Origin of the sequence: Filimonas effusa (assembly GCF_004118675.1) — a bacterium.
In the GTDB taxonomy this organism is placed as follows: Bacteria; Bacteroidota; Bacteroidia; order Chitinophagales; family Chitinophagaceae; genus Filimonas; species Filimonas effusa.
The window spans coordinates 1,851,135-1,866,171 of record NZ_SDHZ01000001.1; the positions used below are offsets into that span (position 1 = coordinate 1,851,135).

The 15,037-nt window shown below is 47.5% G+C and carries 13 protein-coding genes; 9 read left to right on the top strand and 4 right to left on the bottom strand.

What is annotated here, in order from left to right:
* Nucleotides 1-49: 49 nt before the first annotated feature.
* Entirely contained in the window at nucleotides 50-586 is a 537-nt protein-coding gene (gene dcd, locus ESB13_RS06980) for a dCTP deaminase (RefSeq protein WP_129002292.1), read from the top strand.
* Here dcd and ESB13_RS06985 read toward each other — a convergent pair.
* Nucleotides 583-1,689, bottom strand: coding sequence for a DUF3810 domain-containing protein (locus ESB13_RS06985; RefSeq protein ID WP_129002293.1), 1,107 nt, complete (start codon nucleotides 1,687-1,689; stop codon nucleotides 583-585). The two genes, dcd and ESB13_RS06985, sit on opposite strands and share 4 nt — an antisense overlap.
* Before the next feature lie 98 nt (nucleotides 1,690-1,787).
* Between ESB13_RS06985 and ESB13_RS06990 the strand changes: the two genes are divergently transcribed.
* From ESB13_RS06990 to plsX, 3 genes are read left to right on the top strand one after another with little or no spacing between them, the layout of a single operon-like run.
* Nucleotides 1,788-2,330: a YceD family protein gene (locus tag ESB13_RS06990; RefSeq protein ID WP_129002294.1), complete on the top strand. Its 543-nt coding sequence runs from the start codon at nucleotides 1,788-1,790 to the stop codon at nucleotides 2,328-2,330.
* Between the two features lie 29 nt (nucleotides 2,331-2,359).
* The gene (gene rpmF, locus ESB13_RS06995; RefSeq protein ID WP_129002295.1) at nucleotides 2,360-2,554 is read left to right on the top strand and encodes a 50S ribosomal protein L32; all 195 of its coding nucleotides are present in this window, start codon (nucleotides 2,360-2,362) and stop codon (nucleotides 2,552-2,554) included.
* A gap of 38 nt (nucleotides 2,555-2,592) precedes the next feature.
* Nucleotides 2,593-3,561 carry a phosphate acyltransferase PlsX gene (gene plsX / locus ESB13_RS07000; protein ID WP_129002296.1) on the top strand — a complete coding sequence of 323 codons (969 nt, stop codon included), beginning with the start codon at nucleotides 2,593-2,595 and terminating at the stop codon, nucleotides 3,559-3,561.
* Between the two features lie 72 nt (nucleotides 3,562-3,633).
* On the opposite strand, the gene ESB13_RS07005 is transcribed toward plsX, so the two are convergent.
* Nucleotides 3,634-4,002, bottom strand: a complete 369-nt coding sequence (locus ESB13_RS07005) for a hypothetical protein (RefSeq protein WP_129002297.1) — start codon at nucleotides 4,000-4,002, stop codon at nucleotides 3,634-3,636.
* Between the two features lie 322 nt (nucleotides 4,003-4,324).
* Here ESB13_RS07005 and ESB13_RS07010 point away from each other — a divergent pair, with 322 nt between their 5' ends.
* A complete protein-coding gene (locus tag ESB13_RS07010) occupies nucleotides 4,325-9,145 on the top strand; it encodes a PKD domain-containing protein (protein ID WP_129002298.1) in 4,821 nt (1,606 codons plus the stop codon).
* Nucleotides 9,146-9,169: 24 nt separating this feature from the next.
* On the top strand, nucleotides 9,170-10,198 hold the full coding sequence (locus ESB13_RS07015; RefSeq protein ID WP_129002299.1) for a PorP/SprF family type IX secretion system membrane protein: 1,029 nt from the start codon (nucleotides 9,170-9,172) through the stop codon (nucleotides 10,196-10,198).
* 99 nt (nucleotides 10,199-10,297) lie between these two features.
* Here the strand turns inward: ESB13_RS07015 and ESB13_RS07020 are convergent, their stop codons facing one another.
* Both ESB13_RS07020 and proB read right to left on the bottom strand, forming a co-directional pair.
* Nucleotides 10,298-11,539, bottom strand: coding sequence for a glutamate-5-semialdehyde dehydrogenase (locus ESB13_RS07020; protein WP_129002300.1), 1,242 nt, complete (start codon nucleotides 11,537-11,539; stop codon nucleotides 10,298-10,300).
* An 11-nt stretch (nucleotides 11,540-11,550) separates the two neighbouring features.
* Nucleotides 11,551-12,585, bottom strand: a complete 1,035-nt coding sequence (gene proB, locus ESB13_RS07025; protein WP_129002301.1) for a glutamate 5-kinase — start codon at nucleotides 12,583-12,585, stop codon at nucleotides 11,551-11,553.
* 206 nt (nucleotides 12,586-12,791) lie between these two features.
* On the opposite strand from proB, the gene ESB13_RS07030 reads away from it, so the two are divergent.
* From ESB13_RS07030 to ESB13_RS07040, 3 genes are read left to right on the top strand one after another with little or no spacing between them, the layout of a single operon-like run.
* The gene (locus ESB13_RS07030) at nucleotides 12,792-13,130 is read left to right on the top strand and encodes a hypothetical protein (protein WP_129002302.1); all 339 of its coding nucleotides are present in this window, start codon (nucleotides 12,792-12,794) and stop codon (nucleotides 13,128-13,130) included.
* Nucleotides 13,127-14,188, top strand: coding sequence for a sensor histidine kinase (locus tag ESB13_RS07035; protein WP_129002303.1), 1,062 nt, complete (start codon nucleotides 13,127-13,129; stop codon nucleotides 14,186-14,188). The genes ESB13_RS07030 and ESB13_RS07035 overlap by 4 nt, the downstream gene beginning before the upstream one ends.
* Nucleotides 14,175-14,894: a helix-turn-helix transcriptional regulator gene (locus tag ESB13_RS07040; RefSeq protein ID WP_129002304.1), complete on the top strand. Its 720-nt coding sequence runs from the start codon at nucleotides 14,175-14,177 to the stop codon at nucleotides 14,892-14,894. Before ESB13_RS07035 ends, ESB13_RS07040 begins: the two co-directional genes overlap by 14 nt.
* Nucleotides 14,895-15,037: the final 143 nt, after the last annotated feature.

Sequence of the window (15,037 nt, forward strand, 5' to 3'; positions counted from 1 at the left end):
GATTGCAGATTTACGATTTATTTGCAAATTGTAAAACGAGCATGGAGTTATGATCTTATCTGATACACGCATTTTAGAGGAAATGGAAAAAGGCACCATTAAAATTTCGCCTTTTAACAGGGATTGTCTGGGCAGTAACAGCTACGACGTACACCTGGGGAAATGGCTTGCCACCTATGTAGACACAGAGCTTGATGCGCGCAAGCATAACGAGATCGAACATTTCGAAATACCTGAAGAAGGCTTCCTGTTACTGCCAAACGTACTTTACCTGGGCGTAACAGCAGAATATACCGAAACACATGCCCACGTACCCTTTCTTGAAGGCAAGTCCTCTACAGGACGGCTGGGTATCGACATTCACGCTACAGCCGGTAAAGGCGATGTTGGCTTCTGCGGCAACTGGACGCTGGAAATCTCCGTTAAACAACCGGTAAGGGTGTATACGGGCATGCCGGTAGGACAGCTCATTTATTTCCCGGTAGAAGGTGTTATTGAAGTTACTTACGACAAGAAAAAGAACGCCAAATACAGCGGCCAGCCCGACAGGCCGGTAGAAAGTATGATGTGGAAGAACAAGTTCTAAAGCCCGCCATTGCGCTTCCGGTATGCCATCAGCCACGCAGTCACCGCTTCATAGGTATCGATGCCCTGCGGCTGGTTGTTGGCCTTTAAGTATTGCCCGTATACAAATTTCAGCACAGGTTCTATCCTGTTACGGTAGCGGCTGAAGAACAGCCTTGCCGCGCGCATATCCTGTTTTACCAGCGTATCAAGCGCCCTGTAATTACTCCGTGCTGCAACCGAATCGCGCATGTATAATTCACCGTTGGCATAGTTGAAAAGATCGTAGTAAGCCGAATAATGGAAGAGAGGCTCGTTTGAGGTGGTAGTTACCAGGTAGCTTACAAAGTTCGCCTCGCTTTCATCGCCATATCCTAACTGGTGCGCCATTTCATGGCATATTACATAGGGCAGATAAAAAGGCGGTACATGCGTATTTACCTGGGCCTCTCCTGAAAACGGGTTATAGTAACCAGTGTAGCCGGCATAGGTAAGCATTTCGCTGAACAGGGATGCTTTTACGCTGGGCTGGCGGTATTTCAAAAAAGGGAATTTTGCCGCGGCAAGTACGTAGGCACGCACAGATTGCCGCCTGAGGCTGTCGAAACCAGCGTAATGAATACTATCCCCCAGTTGTTTGCGGGAGCTGTTCACCTTTTCTCTAAGTTCCACCGTAAGTGCGTTCAATTCTGCAGTCGTATATGATTCAGCAGGCATCTGTAATTGCCAGGCTATTCCTTTGCGGTTATAGTTCAATCCCCATAACAGTTGGAACGCCAGATACACGACCAACAGGCAGCGTAACAATTTCAACCCCAGCAAACCTGTCCCACGCCACGAAACGCCGTTCCTGAATAACCTGCGAACACCTCTAACAACCAGGAACAGCAGGTAAAGCACACAGGCGGCATAGAACAGGTCGCCCAGGCTAAAGGGCAGCCAGCCTGTGAACAGTCGTTGTATACATGCTGTAAACGGGTACAGGCCGGTGGAATACCAATGTTCAATTCTGCTGGGACTATTGCTCCAAAGCCCGGTTACGAGCGCTGTGATCAATAACGCTGCTGTCTTCCATATGGGCCTTTTCCATTCCTGCTGCATGTGAATATTTCGTAGTTTTGCCAAAATCTTCCCACAATTACGTTAAGATTCGGCGGAAAAACAATTTTCCTTTGGGTTGTACCGCAATTAATGCTACCTTTGCCAGCCTTAAAAATCTGGCTATGAACACACGTCGGGAGTATGAAATAGCATTTGTTGGACTGAAGCCTGGCGATCATCATTTCAATTACCAGATCGACGACAAGTTCTTTTCAACCTATGGCGAGCAGGAGTTTACAGATTGTAAAGCAACTGTTCACCTGAAACTGGAAAAAAACAACGGGTTTATGATGCTGCACTTCGATGTGGGCGGCACCTTAAATACCACTTGCGACCGCTGCGGCAATCCTCTACAGCTTCAACTGTGGGATGAGTTTAAAGTAATGGTCAAGATGGTTGATGACCCTGAAAAGATGAATGAGCAGGAAGAAGATCCCGATGTATTTTACATCAGCAGAGGAGAGAGTCACCTGCACGTAGATGAATGGATCTACGAGTTCATTAACCTGGCGATCCCTTTTCAGAAGATGTGCGGAGAAGATGAGGAAGGAGGATCGAAATGTAACAAGGAAGTACTGGCCAGGTTGAAACAAATGGAAGATGATGTAAAAACCGATTCTAATCCCATATGGAAAGGATTGGATAAGTTTAAGGACCTTGATTAAATTCTTTGATTTTTATAAACATTTGAGTTATGCCAAACCCAAAACGCAGACACTCCCAGCAACGTAGTGCAAAGAGAAGAACACATTACAAAGCTGAAGAAGTGACACTGAGCAAGGATACCACAACAGGTGAAATACATGTTCGTCACCGTGCACATGTAAGTGAAGGTAAATTATACTACAAAGGCAAACTGGTTGCTGAAAAAGCACCTCTGAAAGCATAAGCTTATCCTTTTAGTTTAATTAAACCTTTGCGCCGGACATGAATATTGGAATAGACATGATGGGTGGCGATTATGCACCCTTAGAGGCAGTGCGTGGATTACGCCTTTATTTAGACGAACCCAATGTAAATGACCCGGCCACTTTATTTTGTATAGGGCAGCAGGAGCATGTTGTTCCATTACTGGAGCAGCATGGCTTACATGCTCATCCGCAAATTAAAGTGATACCGGCGCCGGAAGTGATAGGATACAATGAACACCCTACGAAAGCATTAAAGGAGAAGCAGCAGTCTTCCATAGCCATTGGGTTTTACCTTTTGGCTACGGGTAAAGTTGATGCTTTCCTGAGCGCCGGTAACACCGGTGCCATGCTCGTTGGTGCCATGTATAGTATCAAGGCTATTGAAGGGGTACAACGCCCCACTATAGCTACCTTTCTCCCCAAGTTGAATGGAGGCACGGGCCTTCTTCTTGATGTTGGCCTTAATGCCGACTGCAAACCTGAACATCTTAACCAGTTTGCTTTGCTGGGTAGCCTTTACGCCAGCAACATTCTTGGTATCCCCGATCCCCGCGTAGCGCTCCTCAACGTTGGCGAGGAAGAAAGCAAGGGTAACCTGCTTGCACAGGCCACCTACCCCCTGCTTAAAGAGAACAAACAACTTCATTTTACCGGTAATGTAGAAGGACGGGATGTTTTCCAGGACAAAGCAGATGTTATTGTCTGTGATGGATTTACGGGAAATATTGTCCTCAAAATGGCGGAGTCGTTCTATGATATCGCGGCAGAAAGAAAACTGGCCCAGGACGAATACCTCCAGCGTTTTCATTACGAAAATTATGGCGGCACTCCCGTTTTAGGCGTTTCAAAGCCCGTTATCATTGGTCATGGTATCAGTAATGCCAAGGCATTTAAGAATATGATCCACCTGGGAGAGAAAATGGTATCATCTGCCTTCTGCGACGCCATCCGGTCCAGTTTTACCCAATCATCAACAGGGCAATAACAGCAATTCTATAAACGGAATATTGCTTTCATAGCATTGAGACGTCCATTTACCGAACGGTGTCCGGCTCCGCTACACACGGGCGAAAGCTTTTTCCCTCACAGCCAGTAATTCTGTCAGCTTTTCGCGGCTCCATTTGCCGGTGGGTTCAATCCATACATCCGCATGATCGGCGATGGAATAGGCGATATCGCTTGCCTCTTCGAGGTGGCGCTGGAATGAGATATCGGCAGCACTATCTGCAATGATAGCATCGGCTATCTGTTCGCCTTTCAGGTTATAAACCTTACCACCAAAAAATTTACCCGCTAAACGACCACTCTTGTCAAATAAACAGTTTCCGAGCATTACTCCTATAAGACCCGTTTGCCCCGCTTCCACGATCATATTTGTTTCTATATAAGCAACGGTTTCTCTGCCCTGGTTCAATAACACATACATAGTTTATAGGATTAGAGGTGGCAATAATAGTGTATCCGGGTAAATGATACCAGCGATCGTGCCAAACATAAACATTTCTTAACCTGTACTGTTCGGGCAGCTGACCAATATTTTTTTTTCATTGTCAGGCATTCAAACAGTATCCAGTTTGGCCACATTTTTGCATTTCTTTAGAATATACATGACAAAGTGATGACGCTCTTAAGTGTTTTATAAGCTAATTAATAATCATATAAGTGCGTTTAATTCTTATATAAGCTTCATCCTAACCTTTAAAGAAAAACTAAATTCAACTTTGCCCCGTAAATAGGAGCCCCGTACCGTGAAACTTTATAAGAACATAATCCAAATCCTTTGCACGTACCTGTGCCTGGCTGTAACCACTAAAGGTTATGCTCAAAAGCCTGTTGCCCGGTTCTCTGCAGATGCGCTTAGAGGCTGCGCACCATTGGTTGTGCAGTTCAGAGACTCCTCTTCTTCCAATACCACGTTCTGGCAATGGAACTTTGGCAATGGAACAATTTCGTCGCAACAAAACCCTGGTGTCATATATACCGAGCCCGGTATATACACTGTTGTACTAGTCGCCGGCAATACACAGGGCACCGACTCCGCCATCCGAACCGCCTATATAGAGGTATATGGTAAACCTGAAGTGGCTTTTTCAGCCAATCCTACCAGCGGATGTTTGCCGATGCAGGTGCAGTTTTCGAACTTAAGCAATCCTGTGTCAGGCACTATTACTTCTTCGATCTGGGACTTCGGCGACGGGCAGATATCTCCCCTGCTTAACCCACAGCATGCTTATACTACCCAGGGGAACTTTAATGTTTCTCTTACGATACAAAACAGTTTCGGGTGTAAGCAGGTACTGCAGAAAAATGCTTTTGTGCAAACAAGCGCTAAAATAAAAGCTGATTTTACTTACACCTATGCCAATGCCTGCCAGTCGCCTTCATTGATACGCTTTGCAGATAAGTCGTCAGGAGCCAGTAATTTCTCTTATCAATGGTCTTTTGGCGATGGGGATTCTGCCCGGTCGGCTTCTCCTGAACATACTTATAATACAGCGGGCACCTATCCTGTAAGGCTGATCATTTTCTCCGAGAACGGGTGCAGTGACACAGTTTCGCAATCCATTACTATCGGCAATATCGTACCGTCGTTCACACTTAGCAGCAGTGGATGTACCGGTAAGCCGCTTTCGTTCACCAATACTTCATCGCCAACGCCACGCAGTGTTACCTGGAGTTTTGGCGATGGTACTACTGCCAGCAGCATCAATGCCACGCATAGCTATACCGCGCCCGGTGTATATGAAGTGAAAATGAAAGCCGATTTCGGCGCCTGTGTCGACAGTGCCTCCCAAAGTATTACCGTTGGCTCGCGGCCTATAACCGCTTTTACTACGGCAGGACCGGATGAATCCTGCGCTCCCGTAGCAACGGTGAACTTCACCAACAGTTCTGTAGGCGCTACCGGCTATAAATGGTTCTTCGGCGACGGCGATTCATCTGCTACAGCGCAACCTGCACATACTTACCAGAAACAGGGTTACTTCAATGTAACGCTCATTACGTACAACGCCGGAGGTTGCAGCGATACCTTAACGCAACCGAGGCTTATACACATAGGCCCTTCCCGTATTACCGGTATTGCCAACCTCCCCTATTCCGGGTGTGCGCCAAAGACAATTGAGATGTCGGCTATCACCGATGGTGCACAAACCCCCACATCGTGGTTATGGAATTTTGGCGACGGCGCTACCAGTACTGAAGCCAGGCCGGCGCATGCTTATACAACAGCCGGCACCTATGATGTATCGGTGATCATAAAAACGAATAAAGGGTGCAGTGACACCTTCACACTTCAGCAGGCGGTGATACTTGCGCCACGCCCTGTTGCCGGATTTTCGGCTGTACCGCCATCTGTGTGCGGATCGAGGCCATTTACATTCAGCGATTCTTCGAAAGGGAATATCACCAGCTGGCTTTGGAACTTCGGCGATAATGCTACCAGTACGCAGCAAAATCCCAAACATGGTTATAAAGACACCGGGTACTATGATATTACGCTTATCGTCAGCAATAACTTCTGTTCCGATACCTTAGAGAAGAAAAACTTTGTTCATGTAGACGCTCCTATAGCGCGCTTTACGCCAACATTAGATTGTAACAGTCCGTTTGTAAGAACCTTTACCGACCGTTCTATTGCTGCCACTTCCTGGGAGTGGAATTTTGGCGATGGGCAAACCTCTTCTGTTCCTCATCCGCAACATACTTTTCCTGCCCCGGGCACTTACCAGGTGAGGCTGGTAGTTTACAACAGCAGTTGTAACGATACCGCCAGGGCTACCATTGTAGTTGCGGATGAGCATCCAAGTTTCAGTTATACACCTGCTGCACCTTATTGCCGTAAGCAGAATATCCGGTTTACCGCTGCGGATTTCAACGCTGCCAATATCAGTTCGTTCACCTGGAATTTTGGCGACGGCAGCAGCGCGGGGCCAGGTAATGCATCTGCCGTAACACATGCTTATGCCAATGCGGGCAACTATACCGTATCGTTAACGGCCAAAGACATCAACGGCTGTACTGTAAGCACACAACAAAATGCTTCATTTGCAGTGTATGGTCCTGCTGCAGCGTTTACCAACCAGGCCGGCGCCTGTCTTAAAGACAATGACAACCTGGTTTTCACCGATCAAACCAAAACCGACGGTACGCATGCGCTTACACAGTGGACATGGGATTTTGGCGACGGCACCGTAAGCAACTTTTCCAATACACCATTTACACATACCTACAGTAAAGCGGGCAATTATAATGTAAAGCTGGTTGTAACCGATGCAAGCGGCTGTAAAGACAGCATCACTAAAGCCCAGGCTATCACTATCGCCGATCCTAAGGCCGATTTTACATTGCCTGAGCCGATACGCTGTGTTTCGAACGATGTAAGCTTCAGAAACAATTCGCAGGGGCTTTCTCTTTCTTACCGCTGGAACTTTGGCGACGGCACTACTGCTACTGCTGCCCAGCCTACACATCCTTACCGTAATGCAGGTTCGTACAACGTATCGCTGCTGGTGCGTGACAGGTTTGGCTGTACCGACAGTATTCTTAAAAACAATATTGTAACAGTATCCAATCCTATTGCTTCGTTCAGCCTGTTAGATACGTTCATCAATTGTCCGCCGCTTATTGCGCGTCCTCAGAACACTTCGCAATATTTTACAGAAGTGAAATGGGATTTCGACGATGGCACCACTTCTGTACTGGCTAATGCGGAACATGCCTATATCCAGGGTGGCGTTTACCAGCTTACACTTATTGCAAAAGGATATGGCAACTGTACCGATACGGCACGTAAAACAGTAACGGTGCTTGGACCCAGCGGCACCATCCAGTATGCACCGCTTTTCTCCTGTACGCCGGCACCGGTTGCCTTGAGGGCCGCTACCCGTAATACACAATCCATCATATGGGATTTTACAGACGGTACCATTCTGCCAACGCAGGATTCACTGGTAACACATACTTATGCCAGTTATGGCAAGTACACGCCACGCCTGATACTTACCGATTCATTTAATTGCAGGGTAAGTGTTACGGGAAAGGATACCCTTGTTGTAGCGGATGTAGCGGCAAGTATGAGCACCCAATTACAATCGGGATGCGACTCTTCTAAAATGGCTTTTGCCGATGCCTCACAGGCTTATAACGACCGTATTAAAAGCTACCAATGGTCTTTCGGCGATAACAGTTCAACGGCCTCTACAGCCAACACCACCCATGTTTACCGCAACAATGGCACCTACACGGTATCTCTTACGGTAAATACGGAGAAAGGCTGCAGCAAAACCGTTACACAATCACTTCCTATACGTGTATACAGTAGCCCTGTAGTTAGACTGCAGGCTCCTGATTCTACGTGCTTTAACAATGCAGTACGTTTTGAAGCGTCCGATATCAAAGCCGATCCGGCGGTTACAGAATGGTATTGGCAATATGGTAATGGCCAGTCGTCACGCGTCCAGAACAATACCTACAATTACCCGGAGCCTGGCATTTACCCGGTAGAAGTTGTTGGCCGCAATGCCCGGGGATGTGCCGATACGATAAAACATACTATTACTGTTCTTGCGTTGCCCAGCGTAGATGCGGGTTTAGATACCTCTATCTGTTTGAATGTGCCGCTGAGGCTAAGAGCCGGCGGGGCGGATCAATACACCTGGCAGGCGCATCCCACGCTTAGCTGTACCAGCTGTGCCAACCCGGTAGCTACCCCTGCTGCAGGCACCAGGTATCATGTAACGGGGCGGACCAACTTTGGCTGTGTGAATTACGACTCGCTGTTTGTAGACGTAAAGCTGCCGCCCAATCTCAAGGGATACAGGAATGACAGTCTTTGTACCGGCGAATCGGTTCAGTTTAATGTAAGCGGGGCAGAAACCTATCGCTGGGAGCCTGCAACGGGTCTTAGCAATGCTACCCTGCCCAACCCGGTAGCTTCACCTTCGGCCACTACCACGTATGTGCTGACAGGTGCAGATACCAAAAACTGTTTTTCACAGAAAGTGAATGTAACCGTTGCTGTATTCCCCATCCCGGTATTCCATATACTCGGTGATAGTGTACGCAACCTTAACATTGGTTATAGCGATACCTTACGTACCAGCAGTTCCGATGATATCAACAGATGGGTATGGACGCCTGGTAACTGGCTGAGCTGTACCAATTGTCCTGAACCCATCATCAGCGCCAAGAGAGATATCGTTTATACTGCACGCGTTTACAATGCCGGCGGCTGTACCAGCAGCGACCAGGTAACGGTGCATGTATTGTGCAATGGCGCCAACATTTTCATGCCTAACACCTTTTCACCCAATAATGACGGGATGAACGACCAGTTTTATCCAAGAGGTCGTGGTCTCATCAGCATTAAATCGCTTCGCATCTTTAACCGTTGGGGTCAGCCTGTATTTGAGAAGCTGAACTTCAATGCCAATTCGGCACAGGATGGTTGGGATGGCAATTTCGGCGGCAAACCGGCATCAGCCGATGTGTACGTATATATCATGGAAGTGGTATGCGAGAACAATACCATCGTAAGCTATAAAGGCAACATCGCGCTGCTGCGATAATTATAAAAGACAAAGTGTGTTAGAATGAAAAAGACAATATCCCTGTTTATCCTGTTACTGCCAGCCGGCATCACCTATATACGGGCCCAGGATCCGCATTTCAGCCAGTTCTTCGAGGCGCCGCTCCTGAGAAACCCTTCCCTGGCGGGGATCTTTGATGGCGATGTACGTATACAAGGCGTATACCGTACGCAATGGGGCTCTGTTACTGTGCCTTACCAAACGGGTTCACTGGCAGCAGAGGTAAAAAAGCCTATCGGCAGTAATAACGACTTTATTACTATGGGCATGCAGTTGTTGTATGACCGGGCCGGTACCGTAAACCTCGCCACCACTTATGTGATGCCTGCGGTGAACTATCATAAAGCGCTACGGGATGATAAGACCAAGTATTTGTCGCTTGGCATCATGGGTGGTCTTGTGCAGCGCAGTTTCGACCGTTCGAAAGTAACTACCAATAACCAGTATGATGGCTTTGGTTACAATCCTTCGCTTTCCGATGGGGAGCTGTTCGCCAACAACCGTTATAGCTATGCAGACGGCAGTATAGGCCTTTCTTTCAACTCTTCTATTGCGGAAAGAGTGCAGGACAATTATTATTTAGGGATCGCTTATCATCATCTTAACAGGCCAAAGAATTCTTTCTATAAAAATCCGGAGGTTGAGCTGAATGCCAAATGGGAGTTATCGGGAGGTGTAAAGTTAACGGCGGGAGAAACTTCTTTCGTCACTGTTTATGCCAACTATACCAGGCAAGGTTCTTACAACGAAACCCTTGTGGGTGCGTTGTATGGCTATAAAATAGGTGATGACCCGGAAGAGCCGCAATATACTGTTCAGTTTGGTGCAGTGATACGCGCGAAGGACGCCATCATACCTGTTGTAAAACTCGATTACAAACCTTTCTCTCTGGTGTGCAGTTACGATGCCAATTTATCGCGTCTTAAGACGAGTGGCACTGTTGCGAATGCTTTTGAAATATCACTTTCTTATGCTGCATTCTCCGACCGTTATAACAGCAGCAAGAATGCTGTTGCCTGTCCGAGGTTTTAGAAAAAATTGAATAGTCCCGGGATCAGATCATCTGCGCTCCTTTAGTTACTGGCTGTTCTTATTCCATTTCGTCTGCCATCTTTTAACTTCTGTCTATTGTTATCTGATCTGGCCTTTGCCGGTGATGATCCATTTTTCCGTTACGAGCTTTTCGAGGGCGAAGGGGCCGCGGGCGTGTAGTTTCTGTGTTGAGATGCCTATTTCGGCGCCGAGTCCGAATTCTTCGCCATCGGTGAAGCGTGTGGAGGCATTGGAGTAAACTGCAGCAGCATCTACTTCCTGCTGGAAGCGGCGGCATTTTTGTTTATTTTTTGATACAATTGCTTCGGAATGTTTTGTTGAATGCAGGCGGATGTGTTCCAGTGCGTCATCCAGATCCTTTACCACTTTAACTGCACATTTCAGGCTTTGGAACTCCCTGTCGAAATCTGCTGCCGTTGCTTTCTGCAAATGAGGATATCCTTTCAGCAGTTTATGAGCCGCAGGATCGGCCAATAATTCTACGCCAAACTTCTCCATCTGCGGCTGTATGGCTGTAAGAAAAGCAGGGGCTATAGCTGCGTCAACGAGCACCGTATCCATTGCATTACATACAGAGGGGCGGGATACTTTTGCATTGACCACGATATCGACCGCCTTGTTCAGGTCGGCTTCTTTTTCAACATATACATGACATACACCGGCGCCTGTTTCTATGACGGGTACCTGGCTGTTTTCACGTACAAACTGGATAAGAGAAGCGGAGCCCCTGGGGATGAGCACATCTACATATTTTGTAGCGGCGAACAACTGTGCTACCGTTTCGCGTTCGGGTGGCAGCAGGGTGACACAATTGGCGTCGATGCCATGTTGTTTCAGGGCTTTATGGATGAGTTTGAGGGCTGCGATGTTGGTATCGGCTGCCTCGCTGCTGCCTTTGAGCACGCAGGCATTCCTGCTGCGGATGCATAGGGCGGCTATATCGAAAGTTACGTTGGGGCGTGATTCATAAACAGCGCCTACAACGCCCAGGGGCACTGCTATTTTTTCGAGCAGCAGGCCATTGGGCAACTTACGTTTATCGAGCGTTTTACCGGAGGGGTCGGCCAGGCGGATCACTTTACGGATACTTCCGGCAATTGCTTTTATCCGTTTTTCGTTTAAAAGCAGACGGTCGTTACGCGGATTGCCGGGATCCTGCCTGCCCAGGTCTTTTTGATTGGCCTGTATCAGTGCGGCGGTTTCCTGCTCCAGTAAAGCTGCCAGCGTACGCAGGCAGGCTTTTATCTGCTGTTCGCCGGCGGCGCGTAAAGCGATGCCTGCTTTAGCGGTTTTGACAAGTAAGGGTTCTATTGTTTTCATGGGGTCTTTTTTTAGAAAATAACGATATCATCGGCATGCGCTGCTACGACATTTTTACGGGAAACGCTATCGATGATGGCCTGAGTATCGAGTTTAACCTTTGCGACGCCGATGATGGTTTCTTCATCATCCATCAGTTGCACCACTTCGCCTGCGCCGAATTTACCCTGGATAGAGGTAATGCCTACGGTTAGCAGGCTGCGGCGCTGGTGTAAAGCTTTGGCGGCTCCTTTATCGACAAATATACTTCCGAGGGTGATAGAACCGCTGGCGAGCCATTTCTGGCGTGCCTTGAGGTTGGAGGACTGCGCTTTAAACGTGGTGCCGTTGGTTCCGTTCAGGGCTGCCATAAAGGGTGCTTTACCGCCAAGGCCGCAAATGATGACCTGGATGCCCAGCGAAGCGGCCAGGCGGGTAAAAGTAAGCTTTGAGGTCATGCCCCCCAGTCCGAGGCTGCTTTTATCGGTTTTAACGTAGCCGAGGATGGTATTATCGATTTTCGCCACATGCGGGATGATCTGCTTGTCGTTGTCCATAAATCCGCCTGCGGAGGTGCAGATGATCATGGTTTCGGCGTCGAAGCCTATGGCGATGAGCGTAGCCAGTTCGTCGTTATCGGAGAATTTGAGTTCAATATTGCTGACGAGGTCGTTTTCATTCACGATGGGCAGGATACCGTTTTGCCAGAAGGCGGCGAAGGTTTCTTTCAGCTGAACGAAGGAGCGTCTGCGGGAGAAGTGATGGCGTTCGCAGAGGGCCTGTGCTACCGGGATGCCATATTTATTAAAATATTTCTGGTATAACAGGATCAGGATGGGGTTACCAACTGCGGCGGCGGCCTTACGCTCGGTGATGGAGCCTTTGTAATGGCGGATATATGATTTCCCGGAGCCTACGGCGCCACTGGAAACCAAAACGATGCGGTAGGTTTCGGACAGTGCGGCAATGCCTGCGGCTACTTTTTGTACAATGGAACGACTGATGACACCGTCATTTCCAGAAATGACAGCTGTGCCCAACTTAACTACTAAGACTGGTTTTTCCATGCTACAAAAATAGAGCGCAGATTTTGTTATTCGGCAGAAAACTCAGCCCCCCTTATTTCAGGCGTAATCACTTATATTTGTTTTTTAAACCCTGACAGCACTAGAAAGCGCCCTCATCCAGGTTTTCTATTTGTACGTATATGAATAGAAAAATTGGCTTCAGGCATGGCTGTCCATGACATTCAATGCCTATGCCCGACATAACCATGAAGTATTCAATTAACCTGAGTTTTGGCGAAGTAAAGCTTCCGCCATTCCAGGAGATATTTGTGTTAGGGAAGAACGCGCCGCAGGGTAAAATAGGACTTACTAAATCACTTGAGTTGTTGGCCCCCAACGCCTTCCAGCTGATTGAAGTTGAGGAGGAGACCATAGAAGCCATTTTCATAGAAAGACGAATCCTCCGTAAATTACCGGCAGAAAAAATTGTAGCGATATTACAGGAAAAAGTGTTCCCTTTTGTTGCCGAAGGGGAATTGATCAGGGTCGATTTCAAAGTGAAGATATCCTACAATAATTTTGAAATTGAAGTGGGAGATGTATGACAATAAGCCGTTTCATTAAAAACGATTTTCAGGTAGTTGATGCTTACGAAGGCATATCCAGTATCCGGCACAGCCTGTCCGATAACAATGCGCTTGTTGTTATGGATCAGAACAAACCTGTTGGTATGCTTACTGCTAACGATGTGTTGAGGAAACCTCATAATCTTGTTATAGACTGCATGATGCCAAAGCCGGGTGTATCGCCGGTACAATCTGTCCGGGAAGCGCTTAGCCTGATGCGGCAAACCCATACTGACGCTTTACCGGTTTATGACGACAGCAATACCCTTATGGGGGTTATTTACAAGAATGATATCGTTGATTATCTCTGCCAGGCGGTAGAGAAGCAGCAGTCGATGGTGCAGCTGATGGTACACGATCTTAAAAGTCCGCTGGCGAATATCATCAGTATCAACGAGCTATTACAGCACGAGGTTCATAAGGAAGAGGACAGGAAACTGCTGGACTACTCGAAGCAGTCGTGCGAAATTGCCACGGATATCATCAATGACCTGCTGGTTTCGGAGCTTGTGGAGCATGATTCGCCCACTTTTACCATTACGGAGCTTGGTCATTTCCTGAAAGCCTGTCTTTTATCGGTCAATGGACTGATATCGAAAAAGCAGATCGTTATCGATAATGTACCGCCTCCGCAGAAGTATTATTTCCGGGCAGACCGGGGAAAGCTTCAGCGGGCACTTCATAATGTGCTTTACAATGCCATCAAGTTCACTCCTGTTGGCGGCACCATCCATATATCGAGCACGACAGAAAAGGACAGGTTCACGATCATGGTAAAGGACAATGGCATTGGCATACCAGAGAGCGATCAACCGTATATTTTCAACAAATTCACCCGTGCCAAGAGGACCGGTACGAACGGCGAAAGTTCCACCGGGCTTGGGATGTATATTACCAAACAAATAGTGGAGCAGCACAATGGGGAGATCTGGTTCAAGAGCAAGGAGGGGGAAGGCACTTCGTTTTTCATCCGTTTCAACATGCTCTCTTCCGGGAACCATGAGAAATTGGTACTTTTAGAAAATGAACCGCATTGACCGGCTTTTTGCCATTCTCATTACTTTACAATCGAAAAAGTATGTTACTGCCGACGCTATCGCGGCGCAGTTTGGCATGAGTGTAAGGACAGTTTACCGCGATATTAAAGCGCTTACAGAAACGGGTGTACCCATTAGTTTTGAGAACCAGCGGGGTTATTTTATAGTGCAGGGTTATTTTCTGCCGCCTGTTTCATTCACCAACGAAGAGGCTAACGCCCTGCTGCTGATGGAGGCGATCACCAGCCGGTTTGCGGACAAATCGATACAACAGCATTATACAACGGCGCTCAATAAAGTAAAAGCGGTATTACGGGGCACTCAGAAAGAGAGGCTGGAGCAATTAGGTGCGCAGATCACGAGTTTCTCTCCGTGTGGCGCCACGAACGATTTTGCCTGGTTATCGGATCTTCAGCGGGCCATAGGTGCGCGGTTTGTTGTTAAAATACATTACCAGAATGTTGCGGGGGAGATAAGCGAGAGGGAAATAGAGCCTATTGGTCTTATTTTTTATGCGCTCAACTGGCATATCATCGCCTGGTGTCATTTAAGGCAGGAGTACCGCGATTTCCGGGCATCCCGCATTCTGCGTTTATGGGTTACCGGCGATGCGTTCCGTAAACAGGATCATATGAGCATGACTACCTATACTGCAAGGATGGATGAGGAGTATGCCAGTTACACCACTGCCGTCAAAGAATCGTAGGCTGCGCCGTTTATTATTAATTCATCTTTAATCCTGCTTCAGGTTCCTTTATAAACCGGACCTCAATGTGTTTTCGTATGTAAAAACATGCGTTTAAGGCGCATTGGCGTTCGAAAAAGATTTATTTTGTAGTTAGTCTCATA

Excerpts from the sequence above, each read along its gene's own strand:
- dcd (WP_129002292.1), top strand. The coding sequence starts at position 50 with ATGATCTTATCTGATACACGCATTTTAGAGGAAATGGAAAAAGGCACC.
- ESB13_RS06990 (WP_129002294.1), top strand. The coding sequence starts at position 1,788 with ATGAACACACGTCGGGAGTATGAAATAGCATTTGTTGGACTGAAGCCT.
- rpmF (WP_129002295.1), top strand. The coding sequence starts at position 2,360 with ATGCCAAACCCAAAACGCAGACACTCCCAGCAACGTAGTGCAAAGAGA.
- plsX (WP_129002296.1), top strand. The coding sequence starts at position 2,593 with ATGAATATTGGAATAGACATGATGGGTGGCGATTATGCACCCTTAGAG.
- ESB13_RS07005 (WP_129002297.1), bottom strand. The coding sequence starts at position 4,002 with ATGTATGTGTTATTGAACCAGGGCAGAGAAACCGTTGCTTATATAGAA.
- ESB13_RS07015 (WP_129002299.1), top strand. The coding sequence starts at position 9,170 with ATGAAAAAGACAATATCCCTGTTTATCCTGTTACTGCCAGCCGGCATC.
- ESB13_RS07020 (WP_129002300.1), bottom strand. The coding sequence starts at position 11,539 with ATGAAAACAATAGAACCCTTACTTGTCAAAACCGCTAAAGCAGGCATC.
- proB (WP_129002301.1), bottom strand. The coding sequence starts at position 12,585 with ATGGAAAAACCAGTCTTAGTAGTTAAGTTGGGCACAGCTGTCATTTCT.
- ESB13_RS07030 (WP_129002302.1), top strand. The coding sequence starts at position 12,792 with ATGAAGTATTCAATTAACCTGAGTTTTGGCGAAGTAAAGCTTCCGCCA.
- ESB13_RS07035 (WP_129002303.1), top strand. The coding sequence starts at position 13,127 with ATGACAATAAGCCGTTTCATTAAAAACGATTTTCAGGTAGTTGATGCT.
- ESB13_RS07040 (WP_129002304.1), top strand. The coding sequence starts at position 14,175 with ATGAACCGCATTGACCGGCTTTTTGCCATTCTCATTACTTTACAATCG.